Below are 15,300 nucleotides of genomic sequence, written 5' to 3' on the forward strand. Positions count from 1 at the left end.
AGTCATTCCACGGCGACGGCGGTGCCGTCAGCGCCGAGCCGCCCTGTCCGCAGGGCCGGGCCGAGCGGTTCCCGGACCCACCAGGCGCCGGTTTCCCGTCGTTCCCGCGGCGTGGTGAACCGGTAGCGGAACAGCCGGGCGCGCAGGAAGGTCGGTCGCCGGCCGTCGAACGGATCGTGCCTCAGCAGCTTCAGCGTCGGCCGGTCGGCGGCCAGGAGCTTCTCGGCGAGCGGCTGCAACCACGCATCGCTGTACCGAGAGGACAAGGAGGCGAACCACATCAGCCAGTCCAACCGCAGGTGGTACGGCGCGATCTGCGGCGGGCGGCGCCGGGGATCGCCCGGCTTGCCCTTGAACTCGTACTCCCGCCACACGGTGTCCGGGGTCAGTTCCGGCTCGTCGGTCGCCTCGATGACGACTTCGTGCCGGATCTTGGTGATGCTGCCGAAGGCGCCGTAGGTGTTCACCAGGTGCAGCCGGTCGAAGCTGTAGTTCATCAGCTGGCTGCGGGAGATCAGGTTCCTGGCGGGACGGTAACTCAGCACCAGCACGAGCGCGGTCACCGCGAGCACCACGATCCGGTACCACAGCGGCGGTTCCGCCAGCGCCGGAACCGGGAACCGTAGCCAGTGACTGTCCAAAGCGGACACCGCGAGGGTGATGGTCAGCACGTTGAGCCAGGAGAAGTTCCCGCTGATCACCAGCCAGCCCTGGGTGACGATCATGATCGCCGCGGCGGCGCTCGCCGCCGGCTGCGGGGCGAACAGGGCGAACGGCACGATCAGCTGGGTGCCGTGGCTGGCCAGCACCTCGATCTTGTGCAGTGGCCTGGGCAGGTGATGGAAGTACCAGCTGAGCGGTCCCGGCATCGGCTGGGTTTCGTGGTGGTAGTACAGGCAGGTCAGATCCCGCCAGCACCGGTCCCCGCGCATCTTGATCATCCCGGCGCCGAATTCCAGGCGGAACAGCAGCCACAGCAACAGCCACAGCAGCGGTACCGGCGGCGCCATGCCCGCCGGCCCGAGGAAGATCGCCAGAAAACCGGCCTCCAGCAGAAGGGATTCCCAGCCGAACGAATACCAGATCTGCCCGACGTTGACGATCGACTGGTACAGCACCCAGGGCAGCGCCCACACCAGCATCGACACCCATACCGGCGCGGTATCGCAGACACCGAACACCAGTGCCGCCGACACCGCCGCGCCGCCCCAGGCCAGCACGGCGAAGAACCGGTCCGAATAGTGGAAGTGGAACAGGCTGGGTGCCCGCCGGAACGAGGTCCGGCGGAGGTAGGCCGGGATCGGCAGCAGGCCGTGCGTCCCGAGCAGGGCGCGGAACTGGTTGGCCGCGACCACGAAGGCGACGGCGTAGATCGCGGCGAGCATCCGCTGGAACGCCAGTCTGGACGCCCAGTAATCAGGATCGGTGAACCAGCCCCAGCTCACGGGCAGCCTCCCCGGTAGCGCGCGATCGCCAACAGGGTACTGCGCGCCACCGGGTCGTGCCGATTCACGCCAGTGCCGATGCCTGTCTGGCCAGCGCGGTGATCCGGGAGAAGTCCTTGGCCGCCAAGGCGTCCCCGGGAGTCAGCCAGGAACCGCCGACGCAGCCCACAGTGGACAGGGCGAGATACCGGGGCGCACTTTCCGGGGTGATGCCGCCGGTGGGGCAGAACCGCAGCCCCGGCAGCGGCCCGGCGATCGCCTTCAGGAACGCCACGCCGCCGCTGGGCTCGGCGGGGAAGAACTTCAGCGCGGTGAGTCCCCGCTCGGCCAGCCGCATCGCCTCGGACACCGTGCCCGCCCCGGGCAGGAACGGCAGCCCGGTGTCGAAGGCCGCGTCGAGCAGGCGATCGGTGCAGCCCGGGGTGACCAGGAACCGGGCGCCCGCGGCGGCGGCCTGCTTGGCCTGCTCGGCGGTGGTGACGGTGCCCGCGCCGATGACGATCTCCGGTACCTCGGCCGCCACCCGCTCGATGGCGCCGAGGGCGGCCGGGGTCCGCAGCGTCAGCTCGATCACGCCGATGCCGCCGTCGAGCAGTGCCCGCGCGACCGGGACCGCGTCGGCCGCGTCGTCCACCACCACGACCGGCATGACGGGGGAGAGATCCAGCAGTGCGTCTCCGCTGTGCACCAAAGCCTCCTCAAACTCGTGCCGGGGCACCGAAGTGGCCCGGGGTCATCGGTCCGAACACGCTCGCGCCCTGGTCGGCGGGGCCGACGGCACGGCGGAGCGCGGTGAACAGTTCGCGGCCGGTGCCGGTCCAGGTCGCCTCGTCGGCCGGGCCGTCCCGGAGCGGCCGCCGGGCCAGTTCGGTTTCGTCGACCAGGACGTCGAGACGGCCCGTGGTGGCGTCGAGCACCACCTCGTCGCCGTCTTCGATCCGGGCGAGCGGGCCACCGGCGGCGGCCTCCGGGGTGAGCTGGATGGCGGCAGGCACCTTGCCCGAGGCGCCGGACATCCGTCCGTCGGTGATCAGCGCGATCCGGTGTCCCCGGTCCATCAGGGCGCCGAGGGCGGGCGTGAGGCCGTGCAACTCCGGCATCCCGTTCGCCCGCGGGCCCTGATGGCGGATCACCACGACGACATCGCGGTCCAGCTCACCGGCCCGGAAGGCCTCGAGGAAGCCCTGCTGGCTCGTGAACACCCGGGCGGGAGCCCGCACCACGCGGTGCTCCCGCGCCACCGCGGACACCTTGATCACCGCGCGGCCGAGGTTGCCGCTGAGCATCCGCAGCCCGCCGTCGGGGGCGAAGGGTGCCTCGGCGGGGCGCAGCACCGTCTCGTCGAGGCTTCGGGTGGGGACTTCGCGCCAGGTGAGGCGATCGCCGTCGAGCACCGGTTCGCGGCGGTAGCGGTGCAGGCCGTCCCCGGCGACGGTCCGCACGTCCTCGTGCAGCAGCCCGGCGTCGAGCAGGGTGCCGATCAGGAACTGGACCCCGCCTGCCGCGTGGAAGTGGTTGATGTCGGCGTTGCCGTTCGGATAGACGCTGGCCAGCAGGCCGACGACCGAGGACAGGTCGGCGAAGTCGTCCCAGGTGAGCTGGATACCGGCCGCGGCCGCGATCGCCACCAGGTGCATCGTGTGGTTGGTGGAGCCGCCGGTGGCCAGCAGCGACACCACGCCGTTGACCACGGACCGCTCGCTCACCACCGCGCCCACCGGCGTGTACTCGTCCTCGCGGGAGAGGGCCACGACCCGGCGGGCGGCCTCCTCGGTGAGCGCGCGCCGCAGCGGGGTGCCGGGCGGGACGAAACTGGCGCCGGGCAGGTGCAGGCCCATCACCTCGACGACCAGCTGGTTGGAGTTGGCCGTGCCGTAGAAGGTGCAGGTCCCGGCCGAGTGGTATGACGCCGACTCGGCTTCGAGGAGCTCCTCGCGGGTGGCGCGGCCTTCGGCGAAGAGCTGGCGGACGCGGGCCTTCTCCTTGTTGGGCAGGCCCGAGGCCATCGGCCCGGCGGGCACCAGGATGGCGGGCAGGTGGCCGAAGGACAGCGCGCCGATCAGCAGCCCGGGGACGATCTTGTCGCAGACCCCGAGCAGCAGCGTCCCGTCGAACATCTCGTGGGACAGGGCGATGCCGGTGGCCATGGCGATCACTTCACGGCTGAACAGCGACAGTTCCATCCCGTCGCGGCCCTGGGTGATGCCGTCGCACATGGCGGGGACACCGCCGGCGAACTGGGCGACGCCGCCCGCCTCACGCGCCGCGGCCTTGATCCACTCCGGGTACTCGTGCAGCGGTTGGTGGGCCGACAGCAGGTCGTTGTAGGCCGAGATGATCGCGATACCGGGCTTGCGCAGGCCCGAGAGGGCGAGCCGGTCGGTGCCGGAGCACGCGGCGAAGCCGTGGGCCAGGTTGCCGCAGCCGAGACCGGCCCGTGCGGGGCCGGTGGACCGTGCTGCGGCGATGCGGTCCAGATAGGCCGATCGGCTCGCCGCGCTGCGGTCCGCGATGCGGCGGGTGACTTCCTCGACGACGGGGTGGACGGGGACTGGGGGCACGGATACCGCCTTCATCACGGGGAAACGGGGGCCCTCGGACGGCAGCGCTGGCGTCGCTCGGTCGTGACGGTGACCACAGTAGTTGGCAAAGTGTGCGAAACAAAATCGATCAAGAAGATCGTTTAAGGTGACGTCGATCACGTCACTATGCTGGGGTGTGCTACTTGTCACATTGCACTTGGAGCGGCAGAGTCGCTAAGGACGGCTCCGCCGCCGAACCACTCTCGGAGGTACGCAATGTCCACCACCGAACTCGCCGAACTCCGCCGGACGATCGGGCAGTTGCGGCAGTGCGTCGGTGCCCTGCGGTCGCGCTACGGCGACGCCTCGGCCGTGCGGCGCCTCGCCAACGACGTCGAGCGCCTCGACATCGACGCGGGCGATCTGGACAGCCCGATCCCGGCCCAGCCCAAACCGGTCCCGCCGGCGCAGGTGGTCAAGATCCCCGACGCCCCGTACGACCCCGCGCTCTGGCAAGGGGCCGATGACGAGGGTGTCGGCGGCTACCACCGAGACCAGCCGTGAGCACCACGGCGTCCGGGCCGGACGCGGGCGAGGCGGTGGCGGGCGGGCGGGCCCGGATCGCCGAGCGGACCCTGCGCACCGACCGCTGGTGGCTGCCGCCCCTGGTCACCGATCTCGGGCTGGCCGCCTTCGTCGTCTACGCGACGATCCGGTCGTTCGTGCGGACCGCCTACTGGGTCCCCGAATACCACTACCTGACGCCGTTCTACTCGCCCTGCCTGAGTACTTCGTGCGTGCCCGGCTCCAGCCATTTCGGGACCCCGATCGGCGCGCTGCCGGGTTTCATCCCGCTCGGTTTCGTGGTGCTGCCGTTCCTGCTCGGATTCCGGCTGACCTGCTACTACTACCGGAAGGCCTATTACCGTTCGGTGTGGTTCTCGCCCCCGGCCTGCGCGGTGGGCGAGCCGCACGGGAAATACACCGGGGAAACACGCCTTCCGCTCATCGTCCAGAACGTGCACCGCTACTTCTTCTACGTGGCGATGATCGTTTCCCTGATCAACACCTACGACGCGGTTCTAGCGTTCCACGGCCGGACCGGTGGTTTCGGCTTCGGGCTGGGCAACATCATCCTGACCGGCAACGTGGTGTTGCTGTGGGCCTACACAGTGTCCTGCCATTCCTGCCGTCACATCACCGGCGGGCGGCTCAAGCACTTCTCCGGCCATCCGGTGCGGTACTGGCTGTGGACGCAGGTCAGCAGGCTCAACGTCCGGCACATGCAACTGGCCTGGACCACGCTGGGCACGCTGGTACTCACGGACCTCTACGTGATGCTGGTGTCCAGCGGCGTGTTCGGAGACCCGCGATTCGTGAACTGACAACGAAGACAGTGAAGAACGGTGGCCCGCGAATATGACCGAGGTCGAACGGCACAGTTACGACGTGGTGGTGATCGGCGCCGGGGGCGCCGGTCTCCGGGCCGTCATCGAAGCCAGACAGCGCGGCCTTTCGGTGGCGGTCGTGTGCAAATCGCTGTTCGGCAAGGCGCACACGGTCATGGCCGAGGGCGGCTGCGCCGCTTCGATGGGCAACGCGAACCCGCACGACAACTGGCAGGTGCACTTCCGTGACACCATGCGCGGCGGCAAGTTCCTGAACAACTGGCGGATGGCCGAACTGCACGCCAGGGAGGCGCCGGACCGGGTGTGGGAGCTGGAGACCTACGGCGCGCTGTTCGACCGGACTCCGGACGGCCGGATCAGCCAGCGCAACTTCGGCGGGCACACCTATCCCCGGCTGGCCCACGTGGGCGACCGGACGGGGCTCGAGCTGATCCGCACCATGCAGCAGAAGATCGTCTCGTTGCAGCAGGAGGACTTCCGGGCCTTCGGCGACTACGAGGCCAAGCTGAAGGTGTTCGCCGAATGCACGATCACCGAGCTGCTGAAGGACGGGGGCCGGATCGCGGGAGCGTTCGGGTACTGGCGGGAGAGCGGCCGGTTCGTCCTGTTCGAGGCGCCCGCGGTGGTGCTGGCCACCGGCGGCATCGGCAAGTCGTTCAAGGTCACCTCGAACTCCTGGGAGTACACCGGCGACGGGCACGCGCTCGCGCTGCGCGCCGGGGCCGCGCTGATCAACATGGAGTTCGTCCAGTTCCATCCGACCGGCATGGTGTGGCCGCCAAGTGTGAAGGGGATCCTCGTCACCGAAGGCGTGCGAGGGGACGGCGGCGTGCTGAAGAACTCGCAGGGCGACCGGTTCATGTTCGAGTACGTACCCGAGGTGTTCAAGGGCCAGTACGCCGAAAGCGAGGAAGAGGCCGACCGCTGGTACACCGACCAGGAGAACAACCGGCGCACGCCGGATCTCCTGCCCCGCGACGAGGTGGCGAGGGCGATCAACTCGGAGGTCAAGGCGGGCCGGGGGTCCCCGCACGGCGGGGTGTTCCTCGACATCGCGAGCAGGCTCGGCGCGGAGGAGATCAAGAAGCGGCTCCCCTCGATGTACCACCAGTTCCGGGAGCTGGCCGATGTGGACATCACCGCCGAGGCGATGGAGGTCGGACCCACCTGCCATTACGTGATGGGCGGCATCGAGGTCGATCCGGACACCGCGTCCTCCTCGGTGCCGGGCCTGTTCGCGGCCGGGGAGTGTTCCGGCGGGATGCACGGTTCGAACCGGCTGGGCGGCAACTCGTTGTCCGATCTGCTGGTGTTCGGGCGCCGGGCCGGTCTGGGCGCCGCGGACTACGTCGAGTCGCTGGCGGAGCGGCCGCGCATCGTGCAGTCCGATGTGGACGAAGCGGCGAGGACCGCGCTGGCGCCGTTCGATCCGCCTTCGCAGGGGGTGGAGGAGAATCCCTACACCCTGCACAGCGAGTTGCAGCAGTCGATGAACGATCTCGTCGGGATCATCCGGCGGGCCGAGGAGATCGAGCAGGCGCTCGTGAAGCTCGACGAGATCAAACACCGGATCCACAGGATCACCGTGGAAGGGCACCGGCAGTTCAACCCGGGCTGGCATCTGGCGCTCGATCTGCGGAACATGCTGCTGGTCAGCGAATGCGTGGCGCGGGCCGCGCTGAGGCGCACGGAAAGCCGCGGCGGGCACACTCGGGACGATCATCCGCAGATGGACGCCCAGTGGCGCAACAAGCTCCTGGTGTGCGCCGCGGCGAGCGACGACCCGACGGCGCCGGGGGTGACGGTGACCGCGAAGGACCAGGAGCCGATGCGGCCGGATCTGCTGGAGCTCTTCGACTACGGGGAGCTGGAGAAGTACTACACGGCGGACGAGCTCATTTCCCATCCGGGGAGGCCGGCATGACGTACAAGGCGAGCTTCCGGGTGTGGCGCGGGGATGCCGGGGGTGGGGAGCTGCACGATTTCACGGTCGAGGTGAACGACGGTGAGGTCGTGCTCGACGTCCTGCACCGTATCCAGGCCACACAGGCCTCGGACCTGGCCGTGCGGTGGAACTGCAAGGCGGGCAAGTGCGGTTCCTGCTCGGCCGAGGTGAACGGGCGGCCCCGCCTGCTGTGCATGACCAGGATGTCGACCTTCGCCGAGAACGAGGTCGTCACGGTGACGCCGATGCGCACCTTCCCGGTGATCCGCGACCTGGTGACCGACGTGTCGTTCAACTACGCCAAGGCCCGGGAGATCCCGGCGTTCGCGCCGCCGCCGGACCTGGCGCCGGGGGAGTACCGGATGCAGCAGGTGGATGTCGAGCGCTCGCAGGAGTTCCGCAAGTGCATCGAATGCTTCCTGTGTCAGAACGTCTGCCACGTGATCCGGGACCACGAGGACAACAAGCAGCACTACGCGGGCCCCCGGTACCTGATGCGCATCGCCGAACTGGAGATGCATCCGCTCGACGTGGCGGATCGGCGGGAGGCCGCGCAGGCCGAGCACGGCCTCGGCTACTGCAACATCACGAAGTGCTGTACGGAGGTGTGCCCGGAGGGCATCCACATCACCGACAACGCGCTGATCCCGATGAAGGAGCGGGTCGCGGACAAACGCTACGACCCGTTGGTCTGGTTGGGCACGAACCTGTTCCGCCGCCGCAAGGGCCGGTAGTCGGCCTCTTGCTGGTCCTGCCGGACCGGCGGGGTGTCGCCGGCGAGCTGGCGGAGCCAGGTGAGCAGTTCGGCGGGATCGGAGGTCAGGCCGTCCGCGCCGAGTTCGAGGGTGCGGGCCAGCCGGGCCGGGGTCACCTGGCCGACGTAGAAGTAGACGGGCCCGTCGTACAGGTCGTGTTCGCGCAGGTACTCGAGGCCGTCGAAGCCGGCCTGCTGGTCGCGGCCGCGGCGCACATCGGAAATCAGCACGTTGGGTTGCAGGCGGGCCAGCGCGGCCACGGCGGCGCGCATATCGCTGACCCGTTCCAGCTGGGCGCCCCCGTAGACGATCTGGTCGGCCAGCGCGCTGTTCCCGTCCGGGTGATCGTCGATCCACAGCACGCGCATGCCGGTCAGCGCTCCGGGTTCGCCCTGGGGAAGGGTGATGCCCGGCTGGCCGAGACCGTCGGCGAGAAGCGGTTTGCGCAGCAGGCGGCGCCATTGGCTACTGGAACTGGGCAGGCTGTGGACCAGTGAGACGAATTCCTTGTCGGTGGCCAGTTCCGGGAAGATCAGGGGCAGTTCCTGTTCGAGTTCGGCCATCCGCGCGCCCAGTTCGGGCAGGGAGGCGTCCTCATCCGGTGGTTTGAGGCCGCTTTCGGTGAACAGGCGCCGCCAGGTGGCCACATCCCGCTCACCGCCCTGTTTCACCAGTTGCCGGAATGCGTGGTAGTCCAGGAAATGGCGGACCGGGTCGGCGGTCTCGAAGCTGAGCAGCATGCCGTAGAACTGGGGGTAGAAGTGCTGCAGCAGGATGATCTTGACTAGGTTGTCCGCGCCCAGTTCGTCCCAGGCGCGGTTGAGGTGGTGTTCGAGCACGAAGCTGTTGATCACGCGCTTGATCCGGCGCGGGTTGCGGCCGGTGCGCTCGATCAGCAGTTTCTTCATCGCGTCGTCGAACAGGTGGGCCGTACCGGAACGGACCACGTACCCGTCGACGAGCCGCTGGGTCAGTACGGAGCTCGCCGGCGGGATCGGGTAGTTGATCTGGATGATCTTCTCCAGGTAGCGGAGCCCGGCGGTGACCGTCTCGTTCCCGGTCGAGCGGCCCACGGCCTGCCACAGCACGGCCTGGTCGCAGGCGAGGACGAAGACCAGGCCCGGTACGTCCAGGTAGAGCTTGATCGCCTCGCACACCTCGACGATCCGCTCGTCCGAGCAGCGGTCGAGGTCGTCGATGAACACGACCAGCAGGCGCCGGCCGGCCGCGGAGCCGCCCTTGGCGAGCCAGGCTTCGGCCATGCTGCGCACGACGTCGCGGATCTCGTTGCGGGACTTGGCATCCACTGCAAGCGCTTCCCAGACGGCGTCGACCACCTGGCGGAGTCCGAGGAAGCTGGAGGTGACCAGCGCGGCGGCGCGCAGCGCGCCGACCACGTGCGTGCGGCGCAGAACGCCGCGCACGCTGCGCCGGATCACGTTGCGGTCGAAGCTGAGCAGCACCGACTTGATCAGCCCTTCGACCGCGCTGGCCCGTTCCGAGGTCCAGGCGTTGAACCACACCGTCGAGACGGCCGGGTCGGCTTCGAGCACTCTGGCCAGCTGCCGGAGGAGACTGCTCTTGCCCATGCCCCAGCCCGCGTCGATGGCGAGGGTGAACGGCGCGGTGTCGCGCGAGGCGAGGATCAGATCGGCCAGGTTGCGCGCGGTCGCGGTGGCCTCGAGGAGATCCTCGTTGCCGCCTTCGCCGACCGGCGAGTCGTTGAGCACCGCGAACCGGCGCCCTGCCGGGTCGATCGAGAATCCTTGCGGGTCGAACACGGGACCGCTCATGTTTGGTTTATACCGCTGAATCCCTCCCCGGGTGAGGTTCTTCGGATGGAAGACAGATGTAACTGTACTTATGTAAGTGCTGTTATAGTTGCCGGATGGCAGGAGACGAGGAGCTCGACCCCACCGAGCGCAGTCAGTGGCGGCCGCTCAAACGGCTGCTGGACGCGATGGACGCCGACATCGAACGCATCTACGGAGAAGCGCGGATCGAAGGGCTCAAAGCGTCGTTCGTGCAGGAATTGCTGCGCCTGCGGGCGCGGGGACCGATGACCATCACCGAACTGGCCGAATCGGTGGAGCGCACCCATTCCGCGATGAGCCAGAAGGTGGCCTCGATGCGCTCCGCCGGGCTGGTCCGGACCATGGCCGGGCCCGACGCCCGCAGCAAACGGGTGGTGCTGACGGCGAAGGCCGCGCGGATCGCGGACCGGCTCGCGGCGGAGTGGCGGGCGACCGAGGACGCCGTGGAGGAGCTGGAAGCCGAACTTCCGTACCCGCTCACGCGGGTCGTCGCCGACATCGAAGAAGCCCTGCGGCGCAAGAGTTTCCACGACCGGATCGCGGAGAAGCTCGCGGAGGACCCGGCATGGCGATGAAAACCGCGTTGCTCGACGTGACGCCGCTGCGGGCGTCACCGGCCTTCCGCCGGCTCTGGATCGGCCGCACGCTGTCCGGCTTCGGCGGCCAGATGACCCTTGTCGCGGTGATGTTCCAGGTCTGGCGGATGACCGGCAGCACCGTCTGGACCGGTGCCGTCGGCCTGGCGCAGGCCCTGCCGATCGTCGTCTTCGGGCTGTTCGCGGGAACCGTCGTGGACCACGGGGACCGGCGCCGGATCTACCTGATCGCGGTCACCGGGCAGTGCGTGTGCTCGATTCTGCTCGCGGTGCAAGGGTTTTTCGGCCATACGCCGGTGGCCGCGGTGCTGGTCCTGGTCGCGGTGCAGTCGAGCTTCGTCGCGGTGAGCGGCCCGGCGTCCCGCAGCTTCGCGCCGCGCCTGCTTCCCCCGGCGCAGCTGGCGGCCGGGCTCGCGCTGAACCAGATCTCCTTCCAGGCGGCCATGCTGCTCGGCCCCGCGCTGGCCGGGCTGCTGCTGGCCTGGGCCGGGGTCGGTGGCTGCTACCTGGTCGACGCGATCACCTTCGGGCTGGCCTTCTACGGGGCGTTCGGGCTTCCGCCGATGCGCCCGGAGGGTGAGGCACCGCGGCCGGGCCTGCTCGGCGTCGCGGATGGGCTGGCGTTCCTCTTGCGCGATCCGGTGGTGCGCGGGGCGTTGCTGACCGATCTCGCCGCGACCGTGCTGGCGATGCCGATCAGCCTGTTCCCGCTGATCAACGCGCAGCGGTTCGGGGACAACCCGCGCACGCTCGGGCTGTTCCTGTCGGCGATCGCGGTCGGCGGCCTGCTCGCGTCGGCGTTCTCCGGAGCGTTCACCCGGTTTTCGCGGCCGGGACTGGTCATGCTGGGCGCCGCGGCGGTGTGGGGAGTGGCGCTGGCCGCCTTCGGGCTGGCCGCGGATCCGTGGCTGGGGCTGGCCTTTCTGGTGCTGGCCGGGGCGGCCGACACCGTTTCGGTCGTTTCGCGCGGCGTGATCGTGCAGCTGGCCACGCCCGACGCGCTGCGGGGCCGCGTGGGCGCCGCCGAGCAGATCGTCGGGCAGGCCGGACCGGACGTGGGCAACATGCGGGCCGGTCTCGTCGCCAGTGCCACGTCCGGTCCCGCCGCCCTGGTCAGCGGCGGCCTGCTGTGTGTGGCGGCGATCGTCGCGATCGCCGTCACCGCACCGCGCGTCCGGCGCTTCGCGACCGCGGAAGCCTGAGCCGAGGTCACGGCTCTGGGCGGTCAGAAGCGGGCGAGGGCGTCCACGGTCGCCGGGGACAGCATCTCGTCGGCCACCAGCCCGGCGAGACCGGTCAGTGTGGTGTTCGAACCGAGGACGCACGGGCCGACGTCCACCCCGTCGCGGGCGCTGGTGTGCGCGTTGGCCAGTACGGTCTCCCGCAGGCCGTCGAGGAACGGCGGCAGCACGCCGATCGCGCCGCCCACCCGGAGGTAGCGCGGGTTGACGATGGTGACCACGGTGGCCAGGACGGCACCGACCAGCCGTCCCGCCGCGGCGGTCACCCCGACCGCCTCCGGATGGCCCGCACGGACCCGGCGCACCACGTCCTCCGCGGTGCGGACGCCGGTGGGCCGCAGCTGCCGGATCACCGCCTGCCCGCTCGCGATGGCCGAGACGCAGCCCCGTCTGCCGCAGTCGCACCGCTGCTCGTTGCCCTCGATCCGGATATGGCCGATCTCGCCCGCCGAGGAGGTCTCCCCGCGGTGGGTGCGGCCGGAGATGACCAGCCCGGCGCCGACGCCCGTGCCCACCTTCACCCCCACCAGCGCGGCGTCGGGACGGCCGAGGTCGCAGTAGGCGCCGAAGGCCAGCGCGTTCGCGTCGTTTTCCAGGAACACCGGCACGGACAGGGTGTCGGCGAACGGTTCCCGGAGCCGGATTCCGCGCCACTCCGGCATGGTGGGCGGCGCGAGCGTGGTGCCCTGCTCGTGGTCGATCTGGCCCGGCACGCTCAACCCGAACGCGCACAGACTGTCCGCGCGGCCGGTCTCGCCGAGCAGCCGCCGCCCGGTGTCCAGCAGGTACGGCAGTGTCTCCCCGGGTAGGTGCCGGACCGGGAGCGGCCGGTGGACCTGGGCGAACACGGTGCCGCGCAGATCCACCACGGCGATCGTGGCGTGCCGCTGCCCGACGTCGGCGACGAGCGCGGTGCGGCCGACGTCGTTGGCGGCGAGCATCTCGGCGGGTCTGCCGCCGCTGGAGGCGCGGTGGCCCGTCTGCCGGAGCAGGCTCAGGCGTTGCAGCAGGTCGAGGCGCTCCACCAGCGTGGCCCGCGAGAGGCCGACGCGGTCCTGCAGCTCCTGCCGGGTGAGCGGGCCCTCGGCCCGCAGCACGGCCAGGACGTGCCCGGGCGAGGTGGCTGGTCCGGACCGTGGGGCGCGCATGTTGACAGTGTCTCCGGCGTAGACTTATGTTCAGTGACCTGACAGAAGTCTAACCTCCCCCGAATCGGAGTGACCGGATGCGCGCGGCCCGCCTGCCCGGCAGCGGCCCGACCCGCCGCGCGGTGCTCCAGGGTTTCTTCGTCGCGGGCGCGGCCTCGCTCGCCACCGGCTGTGTCGGGTTCTCCACCACCGGTGCGGGCGGGATGGTGTTCCTGTCCACCCAGTTCCGCCCCGTCGCCGAGGCCGAGCGCTTCCGCGCCTTCCTGGCCAGGACGGTCACGGGCGCGGTGAGTTATGTCACCGTCGAAGAGGGGCCGTTCGCCAGCCAGGTGCAAAGCCAGGTGGCCGCCGACCGCACGCAGGTCGGCCTGCTGGGCGGATCGCACAGCGATCTCGCCCCCTTGGCGGGCCGCTACCTCGAAGACGTCTCGGGCGTCCTGGCCGGGCTCGGCGACCGGGGCTGGCCCGCCGAGTACCTCACCCTCGCCAAGGCCGGTACCGCGCAGACCTGGTACATCCCGTGGGCACAGGCGAGTTTCGTGCTGGCCGCGCACGCCGACGCGCTCGAGCACCTCCCCCCGGGCGCCGATCCCGAGACGCTCACCTACGACCAGCTGTTGGACTGGGCGATCGCCGCCCGCCGCGCCCTGGGCAGGCCGGTACTGGGCCTGCCGTGCGGTCCCAAGGGGCTGATCCACCGGTTCCTGCAGGGTTACCTGCTGCCCTCCTTCACCGGCGGGCAGATCACCACGTTCCGCTCGGACGCCGCGGTGACCGCCTGGCAGTACCTCCGCGAGCTGTGGGCCAACTGCGCCCCGGCGAGCACCAACTACGACTTCATGCAGGAGCCGCTGGCCCGCGGTGAGGTGAGCATCGGCTGGGACCACGTGGCCCGGCTGATCGACGTGCCCGGGCGGAACCCCGCCGCCTGGCGGATGCTGCCCGCACCGCGCGGGCCGCACGGGCTGGGCTACATGGCGGTGGTGCTCGGGCTGGCGATCCCGAAGGGCAGCACCGACCGGCGGCTCGCCGAGCAGGTGATCCGGGCGTTGTCCGTGCCGCACGCCCAGGTGGAGCTGTTGCGCTCCAACGGTTTCTTCCCGGTCGTGGCCACCGCGATCCCGCCGGACCTGCCGCCCGCGCTGCGACTGGAGGCGGACGCGGTGCGCAGGCAGCGTGACGCGGCGGGCAGCATCCTGTCGCTGCTGCCGGTCGGTCTCGGTACCCGGGAGGGCGAGGTGACCAAGGCGTTCAAGGACAGTTTCCAGGCGATCGTCCTCGGCGGCGCCGACATCCGGTCCACATTGGACAAACAGGCGTCCGTGCTGCAGAAGGTCTTCGACGAGCTGAAGGTGCCCTGCTGGGCACCCGACCCCCCGTCCGCGCGTTGCGAGGTGGCCTGATGACGACCGTCTCCACCGAGAGGGCGACCGCCGGCGCCGTGTCCCGCTTCAGGACCGGTCCGTGGCTGCTGCTCGTGCCCTCGATCCTGTTCATGGTGCTGCTGTTCGGCTGGCCGCTGGTCCAGGGCGTGATCACCGCCTTCGACGACGGCGGCCGGTTCGGCCTCGGCGCCTGGCAACGGCTCTTCGGCGACCCGTACTTCCTGCGTGCGCTGCGCAACACACTGCTGCTGATCGTGGTCGTGGTCCCGGTGCAACTCGTGCTCGCGGTGGCGATGTCCCTGCTGGCGCAGGCCCGGCCGCGCTGGCTGTCCGGGCATTTCTACCTGTGGACCATCCCGCTCGCGGTCTCGGAACTGGCCGCCGGGCTGGTGTGGCTGTCGGTGTTCGACAGCCACGGGTATCTGAACTCGCTGCTCGTGTCGTGGGGCCTGTCCGACACGGGGGTGCAGTGGCTGAGCTACACCAACACCGGAACCATGCTGCTCGCCGTGGCCGTCGCCGAGGTGTGGCGGGCGACCTCGCTGGTGTTCGTGATCGTGGTGGCGGGCATGCAGCTGATCCCCCAGGACTACGACGAGGCGGCGCAGGTTTTCGGCGCCTCCTTCCGGCAGCGGCTGTGGCACGTGACACTCCCGCAGCTGAGGCCCAGCCTGCAGGTCGCGCTCATCCTGCGCACGATTCTTGCGTTGCAGGCCTTCGCCGTCGCACAGGCGCTGACCGGCCGCGACTTCCCGCTGCTGGTGGGGGAGACCTACCAGTGGTACGTGAACCTGCAGAACCCGCCGGTGGCCAGTGCGGCCGCGCTGGTGGTGCTGGCGCTTTCGCTGCTGACCGCGGTGCTGTACCTGCGGACCATGCGGCATCCCGACCGTCCCGACCGGGTGCGGGTGTCCCGCAGGACACAGGAGGCCCGATGATCGACGATTGCTTGCTGGTCATCGGGGCCGACCGGGTGCGGGTGTCCCGCAGGACACAGGAGGCCCGATGATCGACGATTGCTTGCTGGTCATCGGGGCCGA

13 protein-coding genes are annotated in these 15,300 nt (G+C 70.0%); 8 read left to right on the forward strand and 5 right to left on the reverse strand.

The genetic code is table 11. From position 1 onward, the window contains the following. Positions 1-2 precede the first annotated feature (2 nt). From ORV05_RS06235 to edd, 3 genes are all read right to left on the reverse strand, one after another. A complete protein-coding gene (locus ORV05_RS06235; protein WP_268757489.1) occupies positions 3-1,445 on the reverse strand; it encodes a lipase maturation factor family protein in 1,443 nt (480 codons plus the stop codon). 64 nt (positions 1,446-1,509) lie between these two features. Then, the gene (eda, locus tag ORV05_RS06240) at positions 1,510-2,094 is read right to left on the reverse strand and encodes a bifunctional 4-hydroxy-2-oxoglutarate aldolase/2-dehydro-3-deoxy-phosphogluconate aldolase (protein ID WP_268759717.1); all 585 of its coding nucleotides are present in this window, start codon (positions 2,092-2,094) and stop codon (positions 1,510-1,512) included. Positions 2,095-2,143: 49 nt separating this feature from the next. Beyond that, positions 2,144-4,006 (reverse strand): phosphogluconate dehydratase, encoded by a 1,863-nt coding sequence (gene edd, locus ORV05_RS06245; RefSeq protein ID WP_407652702.1) that lies wholly within the window; start codon positions 4,004-4,006, stop codon positions 2,144-2,146. A gap of 237 nt (positions 4,007-4,243) precedes the next feature. Here edd and ORV05_RS06250 point away from each other — a divergent pair, with 237 nt between their 5' ends. The 4 genes from ORV05_RS06250 to ORV05_RS06265 are packed head-to-tail and all read left to right on the forward strand — an operon-like array spanning position 4,244 to position 8,055. Next, a complete protein-coding gene (locus ORV05_RS06250) occupies positions 4,244-4,531 on the forward strand; it encodes a hypothetical protein (RefSeq protein WP_268757490.1) in 288 nt (95 codons plus the stop codon). Then, a complete protein-coding gene (locus ORV05_RS06255) occupies positions 4,528-5,352 on the forward strand; it encodes a hypothetical protein (protein WP_268757491.1) in 825 nt (274 codons plus the stop codon). The genes ORV05_RS06250 and ORV05_RS06255 overlap by 4 nt, the downstream gene beginning before the upstream one ends. Positions 5,353-5,386: 34 nt before the next feature. Continuing rightward, the gene (locus ORV05_RS06260; RefSeq protein WP_268757492.1) at positions 5,387-7,300 is read left to right on the forward strand and encodes a fumarate reductase/succinate dehydrogenase flavoprotein subunit; all 1,914 of its coding nucleotides are present in this window, start codon (positions 5,387-5,389) and stop codon (positions 7,298-7,300) included. Continuing rightward, positions 7,297-8,055: a succinate dehydrogenase/fumarate reductase iron-sulfur subunit gene (locus ORV05_RS06265; protein ID WP_268757493.1), complete on the forward strand. Its 759-nt coding sequence runs from the start codon at positions 7,297-7,299 to the stop codon at positions 8,053-8,055. Before ORV05_RS06260 ends, ORV05_RS06265 begins: the two co-directional genes overlap by 4 nt. Here the strand turns inward: ORV05_RS06265 and ORV05_RS06270 are convergent. Then, positions 7,998-9,869: a P-loop NTPase fold protein gene (locus ORV05_RS06270; RefSeq protein ID WP_268757494.1), complete on the reverse strand. Its 1,872-nt coding sequence runs from the start codon at positions 9,867-9,869 to the stop codon at positions 7,998-8,000. The genes ORV05_RS06265 and ORV05_RS06270 overlap by 58 nt on opposite strands. Positions 9,870-9,964: 95 nt before the next feature. Between ORV05_RS06270 and ORV05_RS06275 the strand changes: the two genes are divergently transcribed. Together ORV05_RS06275 and ORV05_RS06280 are read left to right on the forward strand one after the other, a co-directional pair. Next, on the forward strand, positions 9,965-10,465 hold the full coding sequence (locus ORV05_RS06275) for a MarR family winged helix-turn-helix transcriptional regulator (protein ID WP_268757495.1): 501 nt from the start codon (positions 9,965-9,967) through the stop codon (positions 10,463-10,465). Then, the gene (locus ORV05_RS06280) at positions 10,456-11,688 is read left to right on the forward strand and encodes an MFS transporter (protein WP_268757496.1); all 1,233 of its coding nucleotides are present in this window, start codon (positions 10,456-10,458) and stop codon (positions 11,686-11,688) included. Before ORV05_RS06275 ends, ORV05_RS06280 begins: the two co-directional genes overlap by 10 nt. A 23-nt stretch (positions 11,689-11,711) precedes the next feature. On the opposite strand, the gene ORV05_RS06285 is transcribed toward ORV05_RS06280, so the two are convergent. Further along, complete coding sequence (locus ORV05_RS06285) at positions 11,712-12,875, reverse strand: ROK family protein (protein WP_268757497.1); 1,164 nt, start codon at positions 12,873-12,875, stop codon at positions 11,712-11,714. A 77-nt stretch (positions 12,876-12,952) separates the two neighbouring features. Here ORV05_RS06285 and ORV05_RS06290 point away from each other — a divergent pair, with 77 nt between their 5' ends. Further along, positions 12,953-14,278: an extracellular solute-binding protein gene (locus ORV05_RS06290; protein ID WP_268757498.1), complete on the forward strand. Its 1,326-nt coding sequence runs from the start codon at positions 12,953-12,955 to the stop codon at positions 14,276-14,278. Continuing rightward, a complete protein-coding gene (locus ORV05_RS06295; RefSeq protein ID WP_268757499.1) occupies positions 14,278-15,198 on the forward strand; it encodes a carbohydrate ABC transporter permease in 921 nt (306 codons plus the stop codon). Before ORV05_RS06290 ends, ORV05_RS06295 begins: the two co-directional genes overlap by 1 nt. Positions 15,199-15,300: the final 102 nt, after the last annotated feature.

The organism is Amycolatopsis cynarae (genome assembly GCF_026802195.1).
Taxonomy (GTDB): domain Bacteria; phylum Actinomycetota; class Actinomycetes; order Mycobacteriales; family Pseudonocardiaceae; genus Amycolatopsis_E; species Amycolatopsis_E rhizosphaerae.